Origin of the sequence: Leisingera sp. ANG59 (assembly GCF_013317235.1) — a bacterium.
Lineage (GTDB): Bacteria > Pseudomonadota > Alphaproteobacteria > Rhodobacterales > Rhodobacteraceae > Leisingera.
The window spans coordinates 1-22,046 of record NZ_WLCM01000045.1 but is presented as its reverse complement, the minus strand read 5'-3'; the positions used below and the strand labels follow the sequence as shown (position 1 = coordinate 22,046).

General features: G+C 61.4%; 22 protein-coding genes. 5 read left to right on the top strand and 17 right to left on the bottom strand.

Annotation, left to right across the window (positions count from 1 at the left end):
- Positions 1-59: 59 nt before the first annotated feature.
- From GKC28_RS22525 to GKC28_RS22460, 14 genes are all read right to left on the bottom strand, one after another.
- The gene (locus tag GKC28_RS22525; RefSeq protein WP_368041162.1) at positions 60-551 is read right to left on the bottom strand and encodes a hypothetical protein; all 492 of its coding nucleotides are present in this window, start codon (positions 549-551) and stop codon (positions 60-62) included.
- Positions 552-801: 250 nt separating this feature from the next.
- On the bottom strand, positions 802-3,018 hold the full coding sequence (gene katG / locus GKC28_RS22520) for a catalase/peroxidase HPI (RefSeq protein ID WP_174149223.1): 2,217 nt from the start codon (positions 3,016-3,018) through the stop codon (positions 802-804).
- A 53-nt stretch (positions 3,019-3,071) separates the two neighbouring features.
- Positions 3,072-4,643 carry a GMC family oxidoreductase gene (locus GKC28_RS22515; protein WP_174149222.1) on the bottom strand — a complete coding sequence of 524 codons (1,572 nt, stop codon included), beginning with the start codon at positions 4,641-4,643 and terminating at the stop codon, positions 3,072-3,074.
- Between the two features lie 13 nt (positions 4,644-4,656).
- Positions 4,657-5,181: a Twin-arginine translocation pathway signal gene (locus tag GKC28_RS22510; protein WP_174149221.1), complete on the bottom strand. Its 525-nt coding sequence runs from the start codon at positions 5,179-5,181 to the stop codon at positions 4,657-4,659.
- A 25-nt stretch (positions 5,182-5,206) separates the two neighbouring features.
- Positions 5,207-5,602: a VOC family protein gene (locus tag GKC28_RS22505; protein ID WP_174149220.1), complete on the bottom strand. Its 396-nt coding sequence runs from the start codon at positions 5,600-5,602 to the stop codon at positions 5,207-5,209.
- Between the two features lie 109 nt (positions 5,603-5,711).
- Positions 5,712-6,755, bottom strand: a complete 1,044-nt coding sequence (locus tag GKC28_RS22500) for an NAD(P)-dependent alcohol dehydrogenase (RefSeq protein ID WP_174149219.1) — start codon at positions 6,753-6,755, stop codon at positions 5,712-5,714.
- 61 nt (positions 6,756-6,816) lie between these two features.
- The gene (gene groEL, locus GKC28_RS22495) at positions 6,817-8,448 is read right to left on the bottom strand and encodes a chaperonin GroEL (RefSeq protein ID WP_174149218.1); all 1,632 of its coding nucleotides are present in this window, start codon (positions 8,446-8,448) and stop codon (positions 6,817-6,819) included.
- A 66-nt stretch (positions 8,449-8,514) separates the two neighbouring features.
- A complete protein-coding gene (locus GKC28_RS22490) occupies positions 8,515-9,318 on the bottom strand; it encodes a metal-sulfur cluster assembly factor (protein WP_174149217.1) in 804 nt (267 codons plus the stop codon).
- A 4-nt stretch (positions 9,319-9,322) separates the two neighbouring features.
- Positions 9,323-10,348: an amidohydrolase family protein gene (locus tag GKC28_RS22485; protein WP_174149216.1), complete on the bottom strand. Its 1,026-nt coding sequence runs from the start codon at positions 10,346-10,348 to the stop codon at positions 9,323-9,325.
- An 82-nt stretch (positions 10,349-10,430) separates the two neighbouring features.
- Positions 10,431-10,805, bottom strand: coding sequence for an MmoB/DmpM family protein (locus tag GKC28_RS22480; RefSeq protein ID WP_174149215.1), 375 nt, complete (start codon positions 10,803-10,805; stop codon positions 10,431-10,433).
- A gap of 23 nt (positions 10,806-10,828) precedes the next feature.
- Positions 10,829-11,890, bottom strand: coding sequence for an aromatic/alkene monooxygenase hydroxylase subunit beta (locus tag GKC28_RS22475; protein ID WP_174149214.1), 1,062 nt, complete (start codon positions 11,888-11,890; stop codon positions 10,829-10,831).
- A 45-nt stretch (positions 11,891-11,935) separates the two neighbouring features.
- Positions 11,936-12,994, bottom strand: a complete 1,059-nt coding sequence (locus GKC28_RS22470; protein WP_174149213.1) for an NADH:ubiquinone reductase (Na(+)-transporting) subunit F — start codon at positions 12,992-12,994, stop codon at positions 11,936-11,938.
- Between the two features lie 71 nt (positions 12,995-13,065).
- The gene (locus GKC28_RS22465; protein WP_174149212.1) at positions 13,066-14,730 is read right to left on the bottom strand and encodes a methane monooxygenase; all 1,665 of its coding nucleotides are present in this window, start codon (positions 14,728-14,730) and stop codon (positions 13,066-13,068) included.
- A gap of 590 nt (positions 14,731-15,320) precedes the next feature.
- Positions 15,321-16,565 (bottom strand): RNA polymerase sigma-54 factor, encoded by a 1,245-nt coding sequence (locus tag GKC28_RS22460; protein WP_254604361.1) that lies wholly within the window; start codon positions 16,563-16,565, stop codon positions 15,321-15,323.
- A gap of 80 nt (positions 16,566-16,645) precedes the next feature.
- On the opposite strand from GKC28_RS22460, the gene GKC28_RS22455 reads away from it, so the two are divergent.
- On the top strand, positions 16,646-17,614 hold the full coding sequence (locus GKC28_RS22455) for a hypothetical protein (protein ID WP_254604360.1): 969 nt from the start codon (positions 16,646-16,648) through the stop codon (positions 17,612-17,614).
- On the opposite strand, the gene GKC28_RS22450 is transcribed toward GKC28_RS22455, so the two are convergent.
- From GKC28_RS22450 to GKC28_RS22440, 3 genes are read right to left on the bottom strand one after another with little or no spacing between them, the layout of a single operon-like run.
- Entirely contained in the window at positions 17,611-17,790 is a 180-nt protein-coding gene (locus GKC28_RS22450) for a hypothetical protein (RefSeq protein WP_174149211.1), read from the bottom strand. The two genes, GKC28_RS22455 and GKC28_RS22450, sit on opposite strands and share 4 nt — an antisense overlap.
- Before the next feature lie 20 nt (positions 17,791-17,810).
- Positions 17,811-18,947 (bottom strand): WD40 repeat domain-containing protein, encoded by a 1,137-nt coding sequence (locus GKC28_RS22445; RefSeq protein WP_174149210.1) that lies wholly within the window; start codon positions 18,945-18,947, stop codon positions 17,811-17,813.
- Entirely contained in the window at positions 18,948-19,238 is a 291-nt protein-coding gene (locus tag GKC28_RS22440) for a hypothetical protein (protein ID WP_174149209.1), read from the bottom strand. It abuts the gene before it with no gap.
- A 50-nt stretch (positions 19,239-19,288) separates the two neighbouring features.
- On the opposite strand from GKC28_RS22440, the gene GKC28_RS22435 reads away from it, so the two are divergent.
- The 4 genes from GKC28_RS22435 to GKC28_RS22420 all read left to right on the top strand — a co-directional run.
- Positions 19,289-19,561, top strand: coding sequence for a hypothetical protein (locus tag GKC28_RS22435; RefSeq protein ID WP_174149208.1), 273 nt, complete (start codon positions 19,289-19,291; stop codon positions 19,559-19,561).
- A 396-nt stretch (positions 19,562-19,957) separates the two neighbouring features.
- On the top strand, positions 19,958-20,740 hold the full coding sequence (locus GKC28_RS22430; protein ID WP_174149207.1) for a GNAT family N-acetyltransferase: 783 nt from the start codon (positions 19,958-19,960) through the stop codon (positions 20,738-20,740).
- A 62-nt stretch (positions 20,741-20,802) separates the two neighbouring features.
- Positions 20,803-21,450, top strand: coding sequence for a hypothetical protein (locus GKC28_RS22425; RefSeq protein ID WP_174149206.1), 648 nt, complete (start codon positions 20,803-20,805; stop codon positions 21,448-21,450).
- Between the two features lie 173 nt (positions 21,451-21,623).
- A partial coding sequence (locus tag GKC28_RS22420; protein ID WP_302480816.1) for a biotin carboxylase N-terminal domain-containing protein occupies positions 21,624-22,046 on the top strand: 423 nt, incomplete at its 3' end.

Here is a 22,046-nt window from a genome sequence, read left to right as displayed (position 1 = left end):
TACTAACGGCCCTGTAGGTATTCCATCCGGTCTATTTCCAGAAAATTGCGCGGCAGGGTTCAATCGTCCTGCGGTACAAGCAAGGCTTCAATCGCCTCTGCAAGGGTGCGATCGTTAAAGGTGTCGGTCATCTCCACCCCGTCCAAATGCGCCAGCGCGGCGGCAGTGTCGCCCTCCAGCGGCGAGAAGAAACCGTTTTCCTTCGTCGCCAGAATAAATTTTTTCGATATGAAGTTGCCGCGGATCTCGCCCAGCATCTGCATCTGGCGGCCTGTCGACTTGTCGACCAGCACCACACGGTTGTTGAGGCTGACCTTGACATAAGGCTCGGGCACGTCGGATGTGACCCGCGCCTTCATGTCGTGAATGATCAGTCCGTCGGGCTTCGGCTCTTGTTTCCGGCGCGCCTGCTCGGCCTGCATCCGGCTGAATCCGCCATTGCTGATCTGATCCGCAAGTTTGCGTATCGTGCCAGCATTTTCCGACAGAAGGCGCTTTGCCTTCACGTCTTCAAGACGCGGACCGTCGCGCTTTGAAAAAATATCCACCACTACTTTTCCTCCCGTGCAAAAATGTTAGCAGGCTGCGCAGCCAATTGCCAAAACTTTAGGGTCGAATATGGCCGCAACAGGCTTTTTCTTGCGGTTTTTGGTTGTGTTCCGAGCATGTCTAGTGGGCGAAACGCGGTTCCGCGATCTGGGCATTCATGGCGGACACAACCTGTCGGGGACCCGTGTCTGGCCCCCGACATACTCGCTAACAAACCAAATACGGTTTTCGTCTGATCCACCGTGTCAGGCATCAGTTCAATTCGAACCGATCAGCATTCATAACCTTGCTCCAAGCCGCTACGAAATCAGAGACGAAGAGGCCTTCATTGCCACGGCTGGCATAGACTTCCGCCAGCGCCCGAAGTTGCGAATTCGATCCGAATACAAGATCTACGCGCGACGCGGTCCATTTCTTGGCACCGCTGACGCGGTCGCAGCCTTCAAAGACACGCTCGGCGCCGTTGACCGGCACCCATTCCGTCTCCATGTCCAGAATGTTGACGAAGAAGTCCGGGCTAAGCGCCCCAGTGTTCTTTGTCAGAACACCCGTATCCGTGCCTTTATGGGTTGCGCCTATGCTGCGCATCCCGCCGACTAGGACCGTCATCTCAGGAGCGCTGAGACCGAGAAGCTGGGCTTTGTCCACCAGAAGTGCCTCGGCCGGAACCGAATAGGCGGCTTTCTCGTAGTTTCGGAAACCGTCTGCAATTGGCTCCATCGGAACGAAGGATTCGGCATCGGTTTGGGCGGCGCTCGCATCGGTGCGACCCGGGGTGAACGGCAGGGTAACGTCGTGGCCTGCGGCTTTTGCCGCTTCTTCGACGGCCGCATTGCCCGCGAGAACGATAACATCTGCCAGAGACACTTTTTTTCCACCAGACGCGCCGCCGTTGAAAGCGCTGGTGATGCCGGCAAGAACGTCGAGAACGTGTGCCAGGCGTTCCGGCTCGTTGGCCTCCCAGTCCTTCTGCGGGGCAAGACGGATGCGCGCCCCATTGGCGCCGCCGCGCTTGTCTGATCTTCGGAAACTGGAGGCCGAGGCCCAAGCCACCCAGACCATATCGGCGACCGATAGGCCGGAGCCCAGGATTTCCGCCTTCAGCGACGCGATATCCTTGTCGTCGATGAGCGGATGATCCACGACCGGGACCGGATCCTGCCAGATCAGTTCCTCGTCGGGCACCTCTTTACCCAAGTAGCAGGCTTTGGGCCCCATGTCGCGGTGGGTCAGCTTGAACCAAGCGCGGGCAAAGGCTTCGGCAAATTCCTCTGGGTTTTCGTGGAACCGTTTGGAGATCGGGCCATAGATCGGGTCCATCCGCATCGCCATGTCGGCAGTGGTCATCATCACCGGCACCTTGGAGACTGAGGCATCGACTTCCGGCGCGTGATCCTCATCCGAAAGCCCCTTCGCGTGCCAGATATGCGCTCCGGCCGGGCTTTTTGTCAGTTCCCAATCGTAGCCGAAGAGCACGTCGAAATAACCATTGTCCCATTCGGTCGGGTTCGGCGTCCAAGGACCTTCGATACCCGACGTCGTGGTGTCCACGCCCTTGCCCGATTTGTGAGCGTTCTTCCAGCCGAAGCCCATTTCGTGCAGCGGGCAAGCCTCGGGCTCCGGCCCGACCAGCGCCGGGTCCCCTGCGCCATGCGCCTTGCCGAAGGTGTGGCCGCCGGCGACCAGCGCCACGGTTTCCTCGTCATTCATCGCCATGCGGGCAAATGTTTCGCGGATGTCGCGACCCGAAGCGATGGGATCTGGGTTGCCGTCCGGGCCTTCGGGATTGACGTAGATCAGGCCCATTTGCACAGCAGCCAACGGGTTTTCAAGTTCGCGGTCCCCGGAATACCGGCTGTTCGGCTTGTCGGAGGTTGCCAGCCATTCGGCCTCGGCGCCCCAGTAGACGTCTTCCTCTGGCGCCCAGATATCCTCGCGCCCGCCAGCGAAGCCAAAGGTCTTACCGCCCATGCTCTCGATGGCGACGTTGCCAGCGAGGATCATCAGGTCGGCCCAGGACAGGGCGTTGCCGTATTTCTCCTTGATCGGCCAGAGCAGCCGGCGGGCCTTGTCAAGGTTGCCGTTGTCCGGCCAGGAATTGAGCGGCGCAAAACGCTGGTTGCCGGCCGAGGCCCCGCCGCGCCCATCGGCGGTACGATAAGTGCCAGCGCTATGCCAGGCCATGCGTATAAAGAACGGCCCGTAGTGGCCGTAATCGGCGGGCCACCAGTCCTTGCTATCGGTCATCAGCGCGGTCAGGTCTGCTTTGACAGCATCCAGATCGAGCGCCTTGAAGGCCTTTGCATAATCGAAACCTTTAGGCATCGGGCTGGACACCGGCTGATGCTGGTGCAGTACCGAAATATTCAGCTGGTTCGGCCACCAGTCGCGGTTGCTGCGTCCCGCCTTGTTTGTTGCTCCATGCATGACGGGGCATCCGCCCGCCTTCCTCATGTCATTTCCGTCCATCTTCGTCTCCCTGGTTTGGAAATTCTGTTTTGTATCGGTGTCTCAGCGCGGGGTCAGAGGTTCTGACGGCCAAGCTCCTCCGCGATGTACTCGGCTTGCCGGATCGCCAGCGCCACGATGGTCAGCGTCGGATTTTCTGCCGCACCTGTCGTGAACTGGCTGCCGTCTGAGACAAACAAGTTGGCGATGTCGTGACTCTGGCCATGGGCGTTGACCACCCCGTCGCGTGAGTTGGCCGACATACGGTTGGTGCCGAGGTTGTGAGTCGACGGATAGGGCGGCGTCGGGAAGATGCGAGTCGCTCCGACCGCCTCGTAGACCGCCTTGCCTTGGCTGTAGGCATGATCGCGCATAGCAATGTCGTTGGGGTGATCGTCGAAATGCACGTTGGCCACCGGCAACCCGTACTGGTCAGTCACGCCAGTGTTGAGCGTGATACAGTTTGTTTCCTGCGGCATGTCCTCACCCACGATCCACATGCCCGCCATGTTCTCGTAAAGGTCGAGCGCAGTGGTGAACTCCCGTCCCCATGCGCCGGGGTCGAGAAATGCCGCCATAAATGGTAAACCCAGTGCCAGAGTCTCTAGCTCGTATCCGCCGACGAAGCCCCGGGAGGGGTCGTTTATCGCCTCATCCTGGATGATTCCGGCCATTGTCGTGCCGCGCCACATGCGCACCGGCTGATCAAAGACCCCATAGACCGAGCCGGTCACATGCCGCATGTAGTTGCGCCCGACCTGGCCGGAACTGTTTGCCAGCCCGTCGGGGAACATTGGCGAGGCGGAATTGAGCAAGAGCCGAGGGCTTTCGATCGAGTTCCCTGCAACACAGACGACCCGCGCCTTCTGTTCCTGCTGGTTGCCTTCCGCATCGACATAGATGACGCCCGTGACCTTGCCGCGCTCATTGTGCTCGATCCGCAGAACATGGCAGCGTTCACGCACCTCAAGGTTACCTGTCGCTTCACCGCGCGGAATGTCGGTATAGGCGGCAGACCACTTGGCCCCCCATTTGCAGCCCTGGAAACAGAACCCGGTTTGCTGGCAGGCCGGGCGCTCGTCGTAGTCAGCCGAGTTGATCGCCATCCGGCCCGTGTGGACCGCTTCATACCCCAGCGCCCGCGCGCCTTTCTCGAAGACCTTGAAGTTGTTGTTGCCCGGCAGCCCGGCACGTCCGCCCGTGCGCGTCACGCCCAGCTTGTTCTCAGCGCGGGTGTAGTAGCCGTCCATCTCCCGCGGGTCGATCGGCCAGTCGAGCAGGTTGGCCCCCGCGACATCGCCATAGGTGCTGCGCGCCTTCCATTCGTGGTCCTGGAAGCGCAGCGACGCCCCGGCCCAGTGGATGGTCGTACCGCCGACCGCCTTGACGATCCAGGCCGGCAGGCCCGAGAAGTCCTTCGACACCCGCCAATCACCGCTGGTGGTGCGCGGGTCGACCCAGGCAAGCTGGCCGAAGCTGTCCCATTCGTCGTTGAGGTAATCCTCGGGCAGGTAGCGCCCGCCGGCCTCCAGCGCGACGACGGAAACGCCTTTCTGGGCCAATTCGTTGGCCAGGACGCCGCCGCCGGCGCCGGTTCCGATCACGACAACAACGCTGTCGTCTGTCAGGTCAAATGGTGCGCTCATTGGTCAAGCCCCCTCAAAGCCAGTTGATATCGTCGAAACCGCGGTCGATGTAGCCGCCTTCGGAGAAGCTCTCGCCCTCGTATCCGAAGATCGGCCAAACGGCTTTCTGGTTGTAGAGACCGGTCACTAGACCACCGCGGACCTTCTGGAAGAAGGCGGTGCCTTCGATACCGCGCAACAGATTGGCGCGGTCACGTTCCCAGCCGATGTCGATGTAGCGGGCATAGCCCACTCCCCTGGCCGCGTCGTTTAGCGCTGCGACACCGGCCTCAACCGCTTCGACCGCCTCTGCGTTGTCGTAGTCCTTAACCGCGATTGCATAGAACTGATCACCAACCTGGTCGTGCGGATAGATATCGCGCGCCATCTGGATAAGCGTCGCCATAGTTTCGGGCGTGAGATGTTCGACCTCGAGCGCCCAATTGGACGCACTGGCATTGCCTGCGACGAAACCGGCGCCAATAACGAAGCCCGCACCGAAGAGCGCGCTTTGCGACAGCAACTGGCGGCGGGTCATGCCTTGCTTGAGTAGTGACATTGGGATCCTCCCTGTCTGATCTGGATTACCGGTAGCGTCCGGCCCGTTGCAGGACTTCGATCTCGTAACCGTCGGGGTCCTGAACGAAGAAGAAACGGGCGAGCGTTGCGCCCTCGTGTTTGAAATCGACGAGCTTGCGGGGATTCAGCCCCTCTGCCTCGAACCTTGCGTGTTCCGCCGCCACGTCGGGCACGCAGACCGCCAAGTGGCCATAGCCGTTGCCCGGAATGTAGGGCTCAGTCTGGCCCTTGTTGATCGTCAGTTCGAGTTCAAAGACGGCCTCGTCATTGGACAGATAAACCAGCGTGAAGCCGTCGAAATCGAGACGTTCCGCCACGGTCAGTCCGAAGGCCCTGCGGTAAAAATCGACCGAGCGCTTTTCGTCCAGCACGCGGATCATGGAATGGATGGCTTTGGCCATGGTGTCCTCGGCATTGAAGGTGGTAGGGAGCCTCGCGGGCAGACGGGAAGGACGCAGGCCCGCGAGGCAAGGCGCGCAGGCGGCGCGCCTCGGGGAGCCGGACTGCGTGTCAGGGTACGATCACGCCGCGTCCGGTAAACTTGCGATCCTTGAAGTCAGAAATCGCCTCGTTGATGTTGGCCAGTTTGTATTCGGTCTGGTGCATCGTGACCTTGCCGTCTGCGTTCATTTCCATCAGCTCGACCAATTCGACGAAGTCGCCCACGAGGCTGCCGCCGATCTTGATCTCGTTGGCGACAAGCTCTAGCGTCGGCACTTCGACCGTGCCGCCATAGCCCACCATGATCAGCTCGCCGCCCTGGCGCAGCAGCTTCCAGCAGATGTTCTCGGTGCCGTGCTCGCCGACGAAATCAATCGCCACATGCACCCCGCCGCCGGTCAGGTCCTTGACCTCGTCGATGAGGTTCGGCCCGCCGTCGAGCACGATGTCGGCCCCCAGCTCCTTGGCCAGCACCTGCGCCGCCGGTTCCCGGTCCACCGCGATAACCCGAGCGCCGCAGGTGTGCTTGAGCACCTGGAGCGCGATATGGCCCAGCCCGCCAATGCCCAAAAGCAGGACATAGCCGCCGGGATTGAGCAGTTTCGCGGCCTTCTTGGCGGCGCGGTAGGCGGTGATCCCGGCATCGGCCATCGGCGCGACGCTCAGCGGCGTGATGCCAGTGTTCAGCTTGATGACCGAGCGTTCGTTGGTCTTGAAATACTCAGCAAAGCCGCCATCCAGCCCGAGACCAGGGAACTTGCCGTGGTCGCAGTACATGTCATGGCCATAGCGGCACTCCAGGCAGATGCCGCAGGCGTTGAACGGGTGGCAGATCACCGCGTCACCGGGTTTGACCGAGGTGACATTGCTGCCCACGTCCTCAACCCAACCAGCATTTTCATGGCCCATCACGTAGGGCAGCAGGTTGCCCTCGGTGTCCATGATGTCCTTCCAGACGCCTTCGATGATGTGCAGATCGGTGCGGCAAAGGCCCGCGGCGCCGACTTTGACGATCACCTCGTCCGGGGCCGTGATCGTGGGCGCGGCGACGTCTTCGATCTTCAACTCAACGTTCATGTCGGGGTCGTATTCGTATAGTCTCGCGGCTTTCATTGTCTATTTCCTTTTGTCGGGAGTGGCCGAAATGCCCGGCCTCTCGGGTATGAAACAGCGCTCAGGCGCGGCCCAGAAGCTCGGCACCGCCACCGCGGGCGGGGCCTTCGGTCGGATCGGCCTCGCCTTCGTCGAGATCGCCGATCAGGGTTTCCGTGGTCAGGATCAGCGTCGCGACCGAGGCCGCGTTGACTAACGCACTGGCAGGCACACGGGCGGGATCGACGATGCCAACTTCAAACATGTTGCCGTAGGTGCCGGCGGCGGCGTTGTAGCCGTGGCCCGACGGGCCCTCGGCCACGGCCTGCGCCACGGCGGCCACGTCGGCCCCGGCATTGCGGGCAATGCGGCGGACCGGTTCGGTTAGGATCGAACGCACCAGCTGAATACCCTTGGCCACGTCGCCGAGGGCGTCGAGCGTGTCGAGGCAGTCAGAGATCTGCGCTAGCGCCGTACCACCGCCTGCAACCACTCCATCCTCGGCGGCCGCCTGGACCGCACAAAGCGCGTCCTCGATCAGCTGGATCGTGCGCTTCTGCTCAACCGGGGTGAAACCGCCTGCATAGATGATTGCGCTGCCGCCCGTGAGTTTAGACAGCCGCTCGCGCAGCTTGTCCTTCTCGATGTTCGGCGGGGCCGCATCATGCTGGCGCTGGACCTGGTTGCGGCGGGCGGTAATCGCCTCCGGATCGCCCTCGCCACGCAGCACCGAGGTGCCGGAGGCATGTGAGCGCACCATTTCCGCCCCGCCCAGCTGGGCCAGCGTGACGTTCTCGATCTTCTTGCCGAGGTCGCGGGCCAGAACTTCACCCCCGGTCAGGATGGCAAGATCGTCCATCACCGCGGTGCGCCAGTGGCCGTATTCCGGGGGATGCACGATCAGGAACTTACCGGCCCCGCCGTTGTCCAAGAGCTTTACCACCACTTCCGGTGCGATCTCTTCGGCGACGATCAACAGCGGGCGGTTTTCGCCCTCGGCTAGCGAAATGGCGGTATCCAGCATCTCAGGCTTGAGGATCTTCTGGTCGGTCAGCAGGATCAACGGGTTGCGCAGCACCGCCTCCATATGCTCTCGGTCGGTGACCATGTGGTGCGAGATGTAGCCGCGCTCGAAGGACATGCCCTCGACCACTTCCATCGTCGTCTCGATGGTCACCCCGAAATCGGCCGAAATCACCCCGTCGCGGCCCACGCGGCGATAGGCTTCGGCCACCAGTTCGCCAAGCTTGGGGTCGGTCGAGGACACGCGCGCCACGGCCTCTAGGTATTCCGGGTGATCGTCGCAGCTCAGCGAGGAGGCGTCGATCCCATCGATCACCCGCGCCACGGCCAGATCGATCCCCTTGCAGAGGTCCACCGGCTTAACGCCGTTGTCGGTCAGGTCCACGCCGCGCTGGATCAGCGCATTGGCCAGCACGATGGCGGTGGTGGTTCCGTCGCCGGCCACGTCATTGGTCTGCATTGAGACCTCGCGGACCACCTGCGCGCCCATGTTTTCGAACCGGTCGTTCAACTCGATCTCGGTGGCGATGCTGACCCCGTCGCGGGTGACCAGCGGCGTGCCGACCGGGCGGTCGACCATCGCGTTCAGACCCTTTGGGCCCAGCGTCGGCTCCACCGCCGCCGCCAGCCGCGCGACACCGCGGGCCAATGCATTGCGGGCAGTCTTGCCATGTATCATAAGTTTAGCCATATCTTCCTCCGTCGCCCCAGGCCGATACCTGGGCGCCTCCTTTTGAAGTTTCGGTTTGTCCGCGCCTTAGTCGGTCGCTGCGGCCTCTTCCCGAGGCGGCACGTGACCTGCAATGAAGTCGATGAGCTGCGGCCCATCGGGCCCGATCTCGACCTCCTTGTAGCGGGTCTTGGCGAGTCCCCGGCAGAGCGCGCCGTTGAACTCCATGTTGATCCGGGTGCTGCGCAGCCGTGTCAGATGATCGCTGAGATCCGCCACCGCGATCTCGTGCCCCTCCCACGTCGTGAAGGCGAGATCGTCGGGCTCGGTGGCCAGACCCTGCACCGCCAAGAGGTCGAGGTAGCGTGGCAGTTGCCGCAGCTCCTCTTCGCCGTTGAAAGTCACCTGTTGCAACTCGGCCAACGTCATCGTGACAATCTCGGAGGGCCTGTGACCCAGCGCCTGCAGGCCCAGCAGCACGGTTTCCTGCCGCCGGTCGAAAGCCTTGGCGAGGAACTTCTCGACCACTTCGTCCAGCTTCGCGCCATCGCAGTACTCCGCGAAGATGTCGTGATAGGCGCGCCCGCTGTTTACGCCCTCGTTGACCTTGTCGCCAAAGCAATGATCGTTCAGCTGCACCTCGGCCTCAATTACCCAGGGCAGCGATGTCACCTCCCTGCGAATGCCAAAGGCCATGAGGAAAGCGAAGTTGGGCGAACACCAATAGGTGGGCAGACGAAACTCGACCTTTACCGACTTGGCATCCTTGACTTCGATCCGCTCGATGAAACCCATGTCTGTCACAGGCTCATCCAGTTCCGGGTCGGTCACATTGTGGAGACAGTCCCAGACCTCGGTTTCCAGCTCTGCCTTGAGATTGGCCACCAGCATCGCCCTACTCCGCCGCGATCTGCACCGGAGCGCCGGCCAGCTCGGCCTTCTTGGCCGCCACATCGATGCCGTATAGCCTTGCCGCGTTCAGACCAAGGATCTTTTCCTTGATCTCGTCGGTCAGCTGCACCCCGCCGCGCTCGGCCGAGATGTCTTCGGGGATCTGGTAGTTCCAGAACTTCTCGACTAGCCACCCAGGCGTCCAGATCGCGTAGTCCGAGCCGAACAGCAGCTTGTCCTCGCCGACCCACCAGAGCAGTTCCGCCATGACTTCGCCGAAGTAGCGCGGGCGCGAATGGATGAAGGGCATCGCCACCGCCAGGCCGCCATAGACGTTGGTTTCCTGGGTCGCAATCCAGCAGAAATCATCGAGCCGCGGCAGGCCGCAATGTTCGATGATCCAGTTGAGGCCCTGGAAATCGGTGGCAGCGTGGTCGACGTCATGAACGTCGAAAGCATCCTTCGACAGGGGGATGATCGTCGGACCCTTGTGGACGTGGATGTTCTTAATACCCAGCTTCTCGCACAGCTCGAAGCACTTGTAAGCCGCCGGATCGTTCAGCGCCCAGCCCTTGCTGTCGCCGTTCCACTCCGCCGTGTACATTTTCACGCCCTTGATATCGAAGTTTTCCTTCATGTAGTGGATGTATTCCAGCGCCTTTTCACCATCGCGGGGATCGAAGCTGCCATTGACGATGAAGCGCTCCGGGTGGCGTTGGGCCATCGACGACGAGCGTTCAATTGAGGAGAACCCGTTCTTGTAGAAGTCGTTCAGATAGGTCGACTGGATGATCGCCATGTCGTCCGGTCCGTCGACGAACAGGTCGCGATAGATGTCGTCCTCGGAGTACTTCTCGAACCTGGCCTTCTCCCAGAGCTGGTCCTCGGGGCTCAGATTGGTGTGATAGGCATAGAAGCAGTCGATAAACTGCTTACCGTGTACATTCGCCTGGTTCTCGGGGCTGCCGTCCCAGAAATGAGTGTGCCCGTCGATCACGAATATTTCTTTTCCATCCGGTGTCTTGAACATGGTGTACTCCCTTGCGTTGGCTGAGAAATTGGGGGCTCCGGGGCGTAGCGGCTGCAGCGGCCCCGGAGCTGTCAGAGGTCGATCAGATGTACTCCATGACCTCATTCATGTCGCCGAACAGGATCACGGTATCGTCGTCGACCCGGACCATCCGCCCGTAGTGGGTCGAGGTGTTGACCTCGAAGGTCTCGGCAGTCATCTCGCGGCCCAGGTACTCGGTGATCTCGCTCATCTTGAAGATCAGCTTGCCCTCGCCATCGATCCGGATGGTTGCCGGGTTGTAGGTGATTGTGACCTTGGGATCGTTTTCCTCCATGAACTCGGCGATGGCGCGGGCCTCGACGCTGTCGTTCATGGTGACACCGCACTGGTGCGAGACCTCGCGTGAAGTCAGGTCGATTTCCTTCATTGATTTGAAGATGTTCTGGTTGGATGCATTTCGCGCTGTGCTAGACATGATTCCAATTCCTTTTCAGAGAGTTACGACAGGCCCAGCTCGGCAATGATTCTGCCAAGGCGCTCTTGCGAGACGGCTTTGACATCCTCGAAGGAGACCGGCTTGGAATGCGGCTGCGACCAGATTGGCTGAAGCGCGGTGGTGGCCTTTTCCGCCAGGTCGCCGTGCTTGGAGAGCCAGGACTTGAAGAGCGCGCGGTTGTGTTCGCCATGCTCTTCGTCGTGCGCCAGCAGGTAGATCAGATCGACGGTGTTCGCGAGGTTGCGCTCATAGTCAGCTTCGGCTGCGGAAATTACCGGCGGGGTGATGAAGTCATTGTTGGCCGCGGCCGCCTGCATGAAGAAGCCCGAGCGGATTAGCTCACCCACCATCGGCTCAAAGACGATGTTGATGGCAAAATACTGCTCGAGGTAGTCTTCCGAGCCCATAATCGTTTCGATCGCCTCGCGGCAGGGCTGCCAGACCGGATCTTCCAGCCACATCTTCTTGCCCAGGGTGTCATCCCAGCCGTCGATGTCCATGCCGATCTCGGCCAGGTAGAGCGTGATGTCCTGGGTCAGGCGCATCTTGTAGGAGGAATTGGTCAGCGTGGCGTTGTTGATCATCTGGGTATAGCCGTAGCGCTGCGCCTGCATGAGCGAGGTGCCGAGACCAAATTCCGCATGCTTCCACGCGCCCAGGTGTTTCTGGAGGATGGTCTGCCAGTTCTTGTCGAAGACCTTGTGCGCGCCGGCCTTGCGGGCGTTCGAGATCACGTTCTGCACCATGGTCTCGATCTTCGACTGGCGCTGGTAATGAGTCCGCTCCCATTCCTGGTCGGGCGCGCGGAAGGCGTGCCAGTTCGACGACAGCGCGGCTGTGTTGTCCTTCCGGTAGGCACCGCCGCCCTTGCCTCCCTCGAACTCGATGATCCAGTTCTGGATCAGGTAGCGTTCGGGATCGGGCTGGACGTCGACGGTGACGTCCTCGTAGTGGGTCGCCCGCTTGCCGCGCGGTTCGAAGTAATTGTACTTGCGGCTCTTGGAGCCGATGAATTCCGCGGCACCGGCGGCACCGGATCCGACTGAGCTGGATGTTGCTGGCATGATTGCCTCCCTTGGGTTTCGTTCACGTCACGAGCGTTCGGGCCGTCAGTGGCCCGAAGAACCGGACGTGGGCGTGAACTTGTCGTAGAAGATGCGGTCGGTATCGAAGTCGTGCATGAAGAGCACTGGCGTCAGCGCGTCGATCATCGGCGGCGGGCCGCAGGCATAGACATCGCCCTCGCCGTCGATCCCCAGCTCGCGCAGGTGCGTGTCGACGTATTCGTGCACGAAGCCGCGCGCGCCGTCCCATCCATTGCCCTCTTCCTCATGGCTGAGGACGGGGATGAATTCGACATTGGGATGGGCGTCGGTGATGGCGCTTATCTCGTCGAGCTGGAACAGATCGTCCTGCGTGCGGGCGCCATAGTAGAAGTAGATCGGACGATCTTCGCCGCTCGTCACCTGGTCATTCAGGATTGACCAGACCGGCGACATGCCCGAGCCGGCGCCGACGAGGATCACGGGTCCTTGCCGCTCTTCGCGTCGGAAGCACATGCCGTAGGGGCCTTCGATGCTGACTTCTGCTCCGGCCTTGATGCCGCCGTCGTCGAGCTCGTTGCTGAACCGTCCGTCGGGGTATTTCTTGATGATGAAGCCGAGTTTTTGGGTTTCGCTCGGCGGATTTGCCATGGAGAACGAGCGTGTAATCTCCTCCCCTTCTTCGGTTTTGACCGTGATGTCGACATATTGACCCGCCCAGAATTTCAAAGGCGCATCCAGTTCGATCTGGACTCCGCGAATGTCATGGGTGAGCTTCTGGAAATCGGTGATCCGGCCGGTGAACTGCTTGACCGGGATGCTCTTGGACAGCACCTCTTCGTCGTAATTCAGCAATTCGATCTCGAGATCGCTGAGCGCCAGCGAGCGGCACATCAGAATATGACCGCCGTCCTTTTCCATGTCGTTGAGTGCGAAGGTCGAGTAATTCTCCATCTCGGTCTCGCCGTCGAGCTGGACGCACTTGCAGGCCGAGCATTGGCCCTCCTTGCAGCCATGCGGCAGCGCGATGCCTTGGCGAAAGGCGGCGTCAAGGATGTATTCACCGTCCTCGACCTCGAACTCCACGCCGACCGGCTCAAGGCGCACGTTGTAGATGTCCGTCATTGTTGTTTCCTCCCTCTCCCGTGCTTGCGGGGGTGCCGGGGCCGCTCACGCAGCCCCGGCGATGGTCGTGATCAGTTGCAGGGATTGATGGTGAAGCCTGCGCGGTACTCTGCGATGTGCGCCTCCCGATCGGTGGGCGACATGGCGCGCAGCGCTTTCAACGGTGAAGCCAGGGTGTGGCCGCGAACGTGCTCCAGCTTCCACATGTCCTTGTTGTCGAAGCGCAGGTGCGGCTGCGGGATCAGGGTCTCGCCGTCGTCGCGGACGAAGTTGAGATCCTTGATGGCATCCGCCAGGTCCCAGCCGTCATAGACGGTTTCCCATTCGCGCTTGCCCGAGAACTTGCCCATCGCCGGTGTCGGCCGGCCTTGATACTCGTCAGAGAATGCCTCGACCGCGGTCCAGCGATCCAGCTCATGGGCGAAGGTGTGCAGCTCGCCGTCGATCTCATCGACCACCATGTCCTCGCGGATCAGGCAAGGCACGAGGCAGGACCAGCAGCGGTGCGGATAGACGTAACCGGTGTCCTCGTTGAAAGTGACAACTTTCTCACCCGGCTTCGACAGTTTCGCATACCACTTCCAGAACTCGCCGAACTCGGCGTACCAGCCGGGGTACTTGTGCTCGAACCACTCGAAGTCCTTCTCAGTCTGTGCTTCGATGCGCCAGAAGTTGACGGGCCAGCCGACGGCAAAGAACTGGGCGACCTTGTGAACGTAGTTCTTTTCGGTGATCCGCTTCCAGGCTTCCTGAACGTCGTCGTGGTGCACCTTCACGCCGTACTTTTCGAGCGGCAGCATGTAGGTCCGGTAGTAGTCCTCGAAGATCCACCGGTGCCACATCTCGGCGTAGGATTCCTTTTCCTTGTCGCGGTTGGTGGTGCCGTACTCAATGAACGTGCCGATGGCGGCGTCAACGATGGCGTGGTTCTGCCAGAAGGCGTAGCGCAGGTCGCGTTCCAGCAGAAGGTGGTTCTCCGGCTCCTTCAGCGCGGCCATCAGAAGCGAGTGGCCGTTGCCGATGTGGCGGCTTTCGTCCGACTGGACCGAGAGGAACACCGTGGGCAGCGCATAGTCGCCATTGCGCGCCGCCTCCGAGGGCATGGCCACGAAGAGCGTGTTGGTGAAGGCGGTTTCCGCGACAACGGTCAGGTACATACAGGCCGAGGTCATCACGTCGCCTGTGATGAACCCCTCGCCGAACTGGCGGCCGATGGTGGTGGCATAGCACTTACCGAAGGCCTCTTCGGTGATGTCGAAGCCGGCCGGGTCGATGTAGTTTTCCATGTACCACTTCTTCAGGTTCATCTGAATCGTGGAGTGGCGGAATTCATCGACCATCTGCATGGTGAAGCCGGTGCGCAGATCCTCGCCGGGAGAGATCCGTGCGACCATCGCCATCGCGCGGGCGGCCGAGATTTCGGGGAAGGGAATGATTGCCAGGAACAGCTTCATCCACTCGATCCAGCGCGGCTCCACATTGCGGAACATGTCGCCGCGCAGCGCCGCGTCGAGCGCGCCGTAAACACGGTTGTCCTTTTCCTCTTCCATCGGGAAGTAGGAGCGCAGGACCTGTTTCATCGGGTCGCGCGGGGCCTTGGTGATCTTGTAGTCGGTCGGGAAGGTGGCGGCTTCCTGGACGTAGGACGGATTCCATCCGAGATCGGAGATCTTCTTGGTGGCCTCCCCTACCGAGATACCACGTTGGGACGTGATCTTGTTGAGCGTCAAAGTCATGCCATGAGCCTCCTTAAAGCTCTGGGGCCAGTCGCCCGGCGCCCGGTTGGCGGCTTTTGCCGTTTCGGTTTGGCGCCCCCTTGAGGCGCCGGTTCTCGGCAAAGGTTGAGAAGTTCGACACGCCCGCTGCATCGCGGCGGCTGCTGGTCTCTCTCCCTGTCCTTCGTTCTTTGAGCGTCCTGTCCGGGCGCTGGCGTCTTGTGGTTATCTTCTGGCAAGGCCGGTTCCAGAATTCGGCAGGCGCCCTAAGCGGCGTAAAAATTTTATTATCTTTTTGTTTTTACGAAATAATTTTTGATGATTTTTCCACGGGGCACTTTTCTTGAGGCCGAGGCCGGGCGCGGCATATGCAATGATTGTCGCATAACGTTACAATCGCCGTTCCAGGGATTTTACGCTTCGTTACACTTGCTGAATCACCCGCGTTACACATCCCGGATCACGCACCCCGAAAGCACCGTGCCTTTCAGCACAAACCTCTGAAGAATATCGGTTTTTCTGCGCCGCAGCATTGGTGGAACCGTGCGGGTCCGCACCCGCACCCGGATGTCCCCTTCTGTGGCGTGATACTGCGCCGAGGGGTTGCGGCGTCAGGCCCGCAGCCGGCGCCTCGCCGCGGCGGGGATGCCGATGTCCTGCCGGTAGTTTGATACAACACGGCGTGACACTGCGATGCCTTCGGACTGCAGGATGGCCGTCAGCCGCCGGTCGGAGAGCGGCTTCTTTCGGTCTTCTTCGGCCAACAGCGCCCGGATACGGGCCTGAACCTGCGGCTTGGACTGGGTTGCCTGAGCAGACGCCGTGCCGGTAAACAGGGTGCGCGCCAGGACAATGCCGTTCGGCCCTTCGATCAGCAGCCCGTTCAGAACCCGGCTTACGGTGCTGAGGTGAAATCCGGTTTCCAGCGCAATTTCGGACAGTGTCATCGGGGCCAGAGCTCGATCTCCGAAGCGGAAATAAGCGCCCTGGCGCTCCACGATTTCTCCGACCACCTGTTTTAGAGCGGACGCGCGCGCATGAAGCGCATGTTTCAGCGCCCGCGCCTTGGCCAGTGCTTCTGTGGCCTCGCTTGCCCTGCCGCGGCGCGGAAGATTGATGATCTCGATATCCCCTTGCCACGACGACAGGAATTCGATCTCCCATCCGTCGCCCGACGGTGTGATCCGGACATCGGGTTCGCGTGTGAGCGTGGGATCCGAGACAAAGCCGCTGCCCGGTTTCGGGTCGAGCCGGCGAAGCAATGCGAGGCAGTCCTGTACCGTATCCCGTGACAGCCCGGTCGCCCGGACCAGTGCCGCCGGGCCGCCGCTTTCCAGCGCAGGAAGATGATCCAGCACCACTGCCATGTCCTCGGTAATCGCCTCCCGGTCTTCCAGCTGCAACCGCAGGCATTCCTGCAGGTCGCGGGCGAACAGCCCGGCCGGATCGACACGTTTCTGAACCACCCGCAACGCGGTTTCCACCAACTCCCCACTCAATTCCAAGCTTTCGGCAATCGCTTCGGCCGAGCGGCCCAGCCAGCCCGACGGCTCCAGTTCCGCAATCAGCGCCGTGATGAGTTTTTCCATCAACCCGCCCTGGCCGATCAGCCCCGCCAATTCATGGAACACATGATCGTAAAGGCTGTTTGCCTGCTCCACCGCGGTCATTTCCAGCACATCCGTGGCGCTCATCACGGCGGCACGGCGCTGGCGCAGGACCAGCATCGGGTTCTCCTGCGCTTGCGCGGCCAGATGCTCGTCAAGTTCGGCGGAGGACATCTGCAACAGGGTCACAACCTGCCCCAGCCTGAACACCTGACTGTGCTTCGCGCGCAGATGAGTGCCTAGGGGCATGACACCGTCTCCTGTCCCGGCAACAGACAAAACGCTGGCCGCAAGCCCACGCGACGGGCTATCCTGAAGCGAAGAAACCATTGAAAAGCAGCCAAATGAGCCCGTATCCCCCAATCGGTGGTATTATCCCGCTCGACGGAACCGCGCCGGAACGGTCCTATCCCGGTCTGTCGCCGCAGCTTCTGGCACGGGTGCGCCAACTCTGGTCCGCCGCCGGTTTGGATTTCGACCATGGCTGGCGCTTGGGCCTGCGCAGCCTGCCGGGATTCCGCGCTCTGCCGCGGGTCGAAGCGGCTCCGGCCAGCACCAGTGTCGACTTGGTGTTTCTCTATGATCAGGCGGTGCTCTGGGTTCGGGCCCTGCACGAGGCCGCGGCCATCGGACGTCACCGACAAACCGACGGACTGACCGTGGCGCAATGGCACGGGCTTACGGCGCTCTCTGCCCGGTTGACCGAACAGCTTGCAGCCTTGCGCCTTCTGGCGCTGACTGACCTGACGATGCCTGCGATGCAGATCGCCCGGTCGCTGTCGGAAGACGTGGACATGACGCTGGTGGTCCTGATCCGCCGCAAGCTTGCGGAGCGTTTCGCCGCCTGCCGCAGCGCCGAGGAGGCCAGCGATTTCTGGCGCCGCCACATTGCCGGGGGCCGCGCCTTCCGCGCGATCTCTGAAAAGCTCTATGCGGTGGGCATCGACCATTCCGCCGACACCGATTACGCAAAGTGGCGAAAATCGGTGCTGACCACGCTTGGCGCGGCGGTACACAGCAATGCGCTGAACAGTCAGTTGCCGAAACGTTCCCATGGTGAGGTCCTGCTGAATGGCGACAGTCTGCATTTTGCGACCTTCCGCATTCATGAGCTTTGCGCCTATGCACAGCTCGTTGAGCCTGAGTTGACGGATGCGCTTTCGGCGGCCGCCAATGCTACAAGGTCGGCCAGCTCGCTTGCCGAGCTGGCCGCGCCGCTAAGCTGTGTACTCGTTAACCAGATTCAGTGCCTATCATCACCGGCAGCTGCATCGCTAGAGAGGGCCAAACATCACTAGTGCTTGACGTCCTCTGTCTTACTAAGCCGGTTTTCCGAGACCCAACGCGCGGCCAGAACCAGCGCTCCAGCGGCAAAGTCCTTGCCGTGCTCCTCGACCATCTCGCCGGCAACCTTTGCCAGTTTTTGGAAATAACGGTCCTTGCTTTGCTCTTCAGCGGACAGTGCTTGTGACATGTGTCTTCTCCCTTCAGGTATTATTTGAACATGTTGTTCGGGAAGGTAGCGATCGACAGGCTGCCGTCCTCCCCGCCAATAGCAAGATGCGCGCCGTCGTCGGACCAAGCCAGCGCAGTAACCGCCGCGCCCGTGCCTTCGCGCACCAGCATTTCATCCGGGTGTCCGATGCGGCACAGCATGACGAGGCCGGAGCCGTAGCTAACCGCACAGAGATCCCGCTTGGGATGCACCGCCACCCAGTCGACAATCGTCAGCCCCGGCTTTCCGGTCTCGATCGGCGCACCGGCGTGGTCGCCGAACGGCAGGTCCGGCAAGGACCACCCCACTACCCGAAACGCGCCTGAGGCGATGACCGCCTTGGCCTGGTCGCTGAATTGTGCTGACAGAACCGGTGCCGGGAAATCGACGATCCGGTCCGAGGCGCTCGCGGTCACATCGACCAGCAGCACCGCCTTGTCTTCGCAGCCCGCCACCAGCCAGCGCTGGCAGGGAGACCATTCGAGGCACAGCACCTTGCCGTCGCAGGTGATCTGCGCCAGGCAGGTTATGTCTTCGGCACGGACGATGCTCACCTGACCCGCACCCCAGCAGGCCAACAAGGATTCATCGCCAGAAACTGCAATCCGGGTAACGCCGTGATCCAGCTTGATACCAGCCACCTCAGCCCCGCCGGTTTCGGCTACCAGGGCCAGGCGTGACCCATGCGCGATGGCCACCTGACCAGAGCTCGAAAGGGTTGCCAACGCAGTGACCGCATCCTGGCGCGCTGCATTCATTGCCAGGGTCTGCCCTCGCGCGGTTGCGCGCCACAGGGCACCCGTCTCGGCATGGGGAAAGGCAAAGCCCTGATCGCCAAGCCGGCACATCGGCACATCAACGCGCGCCGCGGGCGCTTCGCTGAATACCGGAGGCGGCAGCGGCTTGGACCGGGGCCGGATGCTCGACCGCCCGGTATCGGCCTCGACCCGTACCCGGCTGTCCGGGCTCTCGGCGTCCTGGACCGAGACAAAAGCCATTTGGCCATCGGCCAGTTGCGCGGCCAGGGACGTCCCCTTGGCATTGAACTGAAGCGCGCGCACCTCGATCTTCACGTCCCATGTGCGGGCGATCAAGTCGAAAAGCGTCATTGCTTGCGGCGGCTTGTGCTGTGTCATTCAGCTTTGCTCCTTCATCGCGGCTTCCAATTCCTCGTCCAGGGCGGAAAGCCTGGCCTCTAGCCGGTTGATCATTTCAGTGTTTTCCTTGAGCGCTGCGTCGTTCTGCGCCTGCGCGTCCTCGTGGGCGTGGTCTTCGACCCCGTCCTGCATGTCCTTCATCTCGAGTACCATCAGGCCGCTGGCCTTCTGGTTCAGCCGCAGCTGTTCCGTATTGGCCTGGGCGATCGCCTGGATGGTCTTCACCCGGTCCATAAGGATATCGCCGGTTTTGCGTGATTGACCTGTCATGGGCGCCCCCTGTAAACCGGCGCCGGTTTTCCCAGCGAAAGGCAAATCCGATGACAGATCCTGCCGATCTCCGCTTTTTCCGGGCGCTGAAGGATGTTTGCAGCACCGCCGAAGGTGTCGGCCGGAGCTGCCGCGACGCCATCGACCGCGCGCTGGAAACTGGCGATCCTCTGGACATGCAGACGGCGCGCAAGGCCGTTGAAAACCTGGACGATCCTCTCAAGAGCGACCTTCTCCGGCAGGTTCATCTGCGCATGGTCAGCGATCTTTCCGCGATCTGGGACTTCCTGCCCGGGGCGCCGGGCTCCGGCCGGCCGAACTAAAGCCCCCAGTGATCTGTTGCGCTGCCTGCTTGAGATTTTTTGCATTGGCCAACCCTCCCTCGGGCCCCGTTTTTCCGGGTGGCACACAGGGTATCCGAGCGGCACGTTGACTCAATCAGAAAAGGCCGAAAACCGCGATTTTCTGCGGATTCCGAGGGCCGTTCCGAAAATGTGTAAAATTGCGTTACGTTTTGCGCGCGGCTTTGTAACGCTCTGTTTCGAAGCCCGTTTCGCTGCGCCGCAGAAGATTTTTCCGAACATGATAAGCATCCGAATCACTGGCTTGATTCAGGCACGGGATCTGCGCTCATCTGGCAGGGAACCGCAGCCGGACAACGGGGCATGATGGAGAGTTTTCCTGACATTCTGACCGAGGGCGACCAGCGCCTGCGCCCTTTGACCGCGGCGGACCTGACTGTGGTCAAAGGCCATTTCAACGATATTCGCATCGCCCGCTGGCTGGCCGCGGTCGCCCGGCCTTTCACGCCCGAGGCAGCGCGCCAGCTTCTGGACCATGGCGCGCATCCCGGGGAAAACCTGCGGATCATCGAATACCAGGACAAGGTGGCGGGTGGGCTCTGCATCGGTGCATCGCTGTGGTACTGGCTGGCACCGGAGTTTTGGCGCCAGGGTCTGATGCGGCGGGCGCTGAAACTGGCCGTTGCGGCCCGCTTTGCCAGCGCTGGTCCGCCCCTGACTGCCACCTGTCATGCAGAAAATTTCGCGTCGCGCGCGCTTCTGACCGGACTTGGATTTTCACTTTGCCCTGCCGCAAGACGCATGTTTTTTCACGGCACGCAAACCTCCGAGCCTTGCCGTGACTACGTCATGGCGCCCGAACAATGGCACCTGCTGCATCCTCCGAAATTCATGACAGGCAACCTGTCGCTCCGCCCGGCCCGGCAACAGGACGCTCCGGCGCTGGCGCGCATGTTGACGACGACCGGGTCCGGCCCCTGGCCCGAGAGCGAAGCCCTGCCCGGCTTCATCGAAGAGCATCGCTACCGTGGCCCTGGCCAGGGCCTGTTCGTGATTTCCGACGACAATCGCCGCAGTGTCGGAATGGTTCTTCTCACCATTACCGGCCCGCGCCTGTGCTTTCTGTCAGAGGCGGAGGATATCCGTTATCGTGCGCAGGTCATGGATGGCCTGGCCAGCGCCTTTGCCGCGGGGTCTTGAATTGCTCCGGGGCTGAATGATGTATCATCTCTGGCACATCAGACTGTAACTCCCGAAACGTTTTGCAACAGATCGGCGGCGGCTTGGCCCTGAAATCCTGCCACGCGGCGGCGAAGCTGAAAATTTTCCCTCAAAAAACTTTTCTAAATCAAATGGTTATTCTTTTTCGAAATCTGAACCCCCAGTTTTCCGCAATCTGGAACCGTGATTGCATGACGTTTTCCGTAATCACGCGTGTTTCACGGGTCCGCGGCAAGACTTGTTCACGCATTGCAACGCACGGATATGGTTGCCCCGGCCACGTTTTGCCGCTTCCGCATCAGGAGACGCCGCGTGCGTTATCGGAGGATGGAAGAATGATGTATCAACCTGATCTAGTCGCGGAAACCGGTCCATTGCAGACCCGGTGGCGCGGACCGGAAGACAGCAATCGTCTCGATTGTGAAACCGGGGTTTTACTGCGCAGGTTTCTGGAACCGGTATTTCGGCAATCCACCAGTTGGGCCGGCCTGCGCCGCCGGCTTGCGAGCAGAGGGTTCGACCTGGGCTTCAACATGGGCCGGCTGGTTCTGAACCACCGTGAGAGCGGCACCCGCATCTGTTCCTGCAAGTTCCTGGGTTATCCGTTAGGAACGCTTACCGAGCGGCTGGGCCGGGCCAAGGTCGCTGCGATCCGCGGTCGGACGGGCCACGGCCTCCTGCTGGATTAAGGCCTGTCTGCAGAGCAAAGGACAGCAATTGACCGCCATCAGGCCGATGCGCCGGATCCCAAAGGCGGATAGCTCCGCGTACAGAACACCGTTGGTTTTGCCCAACCGCACAGAAACCGGCCCCGCGCCCTTGGGGTCGAACTTGCATTCCCGCAACACACGGAAAGCCCATTATGACTGACTTCAAGAAAATCCTGATCGCCAACCGCGGCGAGATTGCGATCCGCGTGATGCGGGCCGCCAATGAGATGGGCAAGCGCACCGTCGCGGTCTATGCCGAGGAGGACAAGCTCGGCCTGCACCGCTTCAAGGCGGATGAGGCCTACCGCATCGGCGAGGGGCTGGGGCCGGTGGCGGCCTATCTGTCGATCGACGAGATCATCCGCGTCGCCAAGGAAAGCGGCGCCGATGCGATCCACCCCGGTTACGGCCTGCTGTCGGAAAACCCGGATTTCGTCGATGCCTGCGCCCGCAACGGCATCACCTTTATCGGCCCCAAGGCCGAAACCATGCGCGCCCTTGGCGACAAGGCCTCGGCCCGCAAGGTGGCGATCGCAGCCGGCGTCCCGGTCATTCCGGCGACCGAAGTGCTGGGC

Coding starts and splice junctions, on each gene's coding strand:
- katG (WP_174149223.1), bottom strand. CDS start 3,018: ATGGACGGAAATGACATGAGGAAGGCGGGCGGATGCCCCGTCATGCAT.
- GKC28_RS22515 (WP_174149222.1), bottom strand. CDS start 4,643: ATGAGCGCACCATTTGACCTGACAGACGACAGCGTTGTTGTCGTGATC.
- GKC28_RS22510 (WP_174149221.1), bottom strand. CDS start 5,181: ATGTCACTACTCAAGCAAGGCATGACCCGCCGCCAGTTGCTGTCGCAA.
- GKC28_RS22505 (WP_174149220.1), bottom strand. CDS start 5,602: ATGGCCAAAGCCATCCATTCCATGATCCGCGTGCTGGACGAAAAGCGC.
- GKC28_RS22500 (WP_174149219.1), bottom strand. CDS start 6,755: ATGAAAGCCGCGAGACTATACGAATACGACCCCGACATGAACGTTGAG.
- groEL (WP_174149218.1), bottom strand. CDS start 8,448: ATGGCTAAACTTATGATACATGGCAAGACTGCCCGCAATGCATTGGCC.
- GKC28_RS22490 (WP_174149217.1), bottom strand. CDS start 9,318: ATGCTGGTGGCCAATCTCAAGGCAGAGCTGGAAACCGAGGTCTGGGAC.
- GKC28_RS22485 (WP_174149216.1), bottom strand. CDS start 10,348: ATGTTCAAGACACCGGATGGAAAAGAAATATTCGTGATCGACGGGCAC.
- GKC28_RS22480 (WP_174149215.1), bottom strand. CDS start 10,805: ATGTCTAGCACAGCGCGAAATGCATCCAACCAGAACATCTTCAAATCA.
- GKC28_RS22475 (WP_174149214.1), bottom strand. CDS start 11,890: ATGCCAGCAACATCCAGCTCAGTCGGATCCGGTGCCGCCGGTGCCGCG.
- GKC28_RS22470 (WP_174149213.1), bottom strand. CDS start 12,994: ATGACGGACATCTACAACGTGCGCCTTGAGCCGGTCGGCGTGGAGTTC.
- GKC28_RS22465 (WP_174149212.1), bottom strand. CDS start 14,730: ATGACTTTGACGCTCAACAAGATCACGTCCCAACGTGGTATCTCGGTA.
- GKC28_RS22460 (WP_254604361.1), bottom strand. CDS start 16,565: ATGCCCCTAGGCACTCATCTGCGCGCGAAGCACAGTCAGGTGTTCAGG.
- GKC28_RS22450 (WP_174149211.1), bottom strand. CDS start 17,790: ATGTCACAAGCACTGTCCGCTGAAGAGCAAAGCAAGGACCGTTATTTC.
- GKC28_RS22445 (WP_174149210.1), bottom strand. CDS start 18,947: ATGACACAGCACAAGCCGCCGCAAGCAATGACGCTTTTCGACTTGATC.
- GKC28_RS22440 (WP_174149209.1), bottom strand. CDS start 19,238: ATGACAGGTCAATCACGCAAAACCGGCGATATCCTTATGGACCGGGTG.
- GKC28_RS22435 (WP_174149208.1), top strand. CDS start 19,289: ATGACAGATCCTGCCGATCTCCGCTTTTTCCGGGCGCTGAAGGATGTT.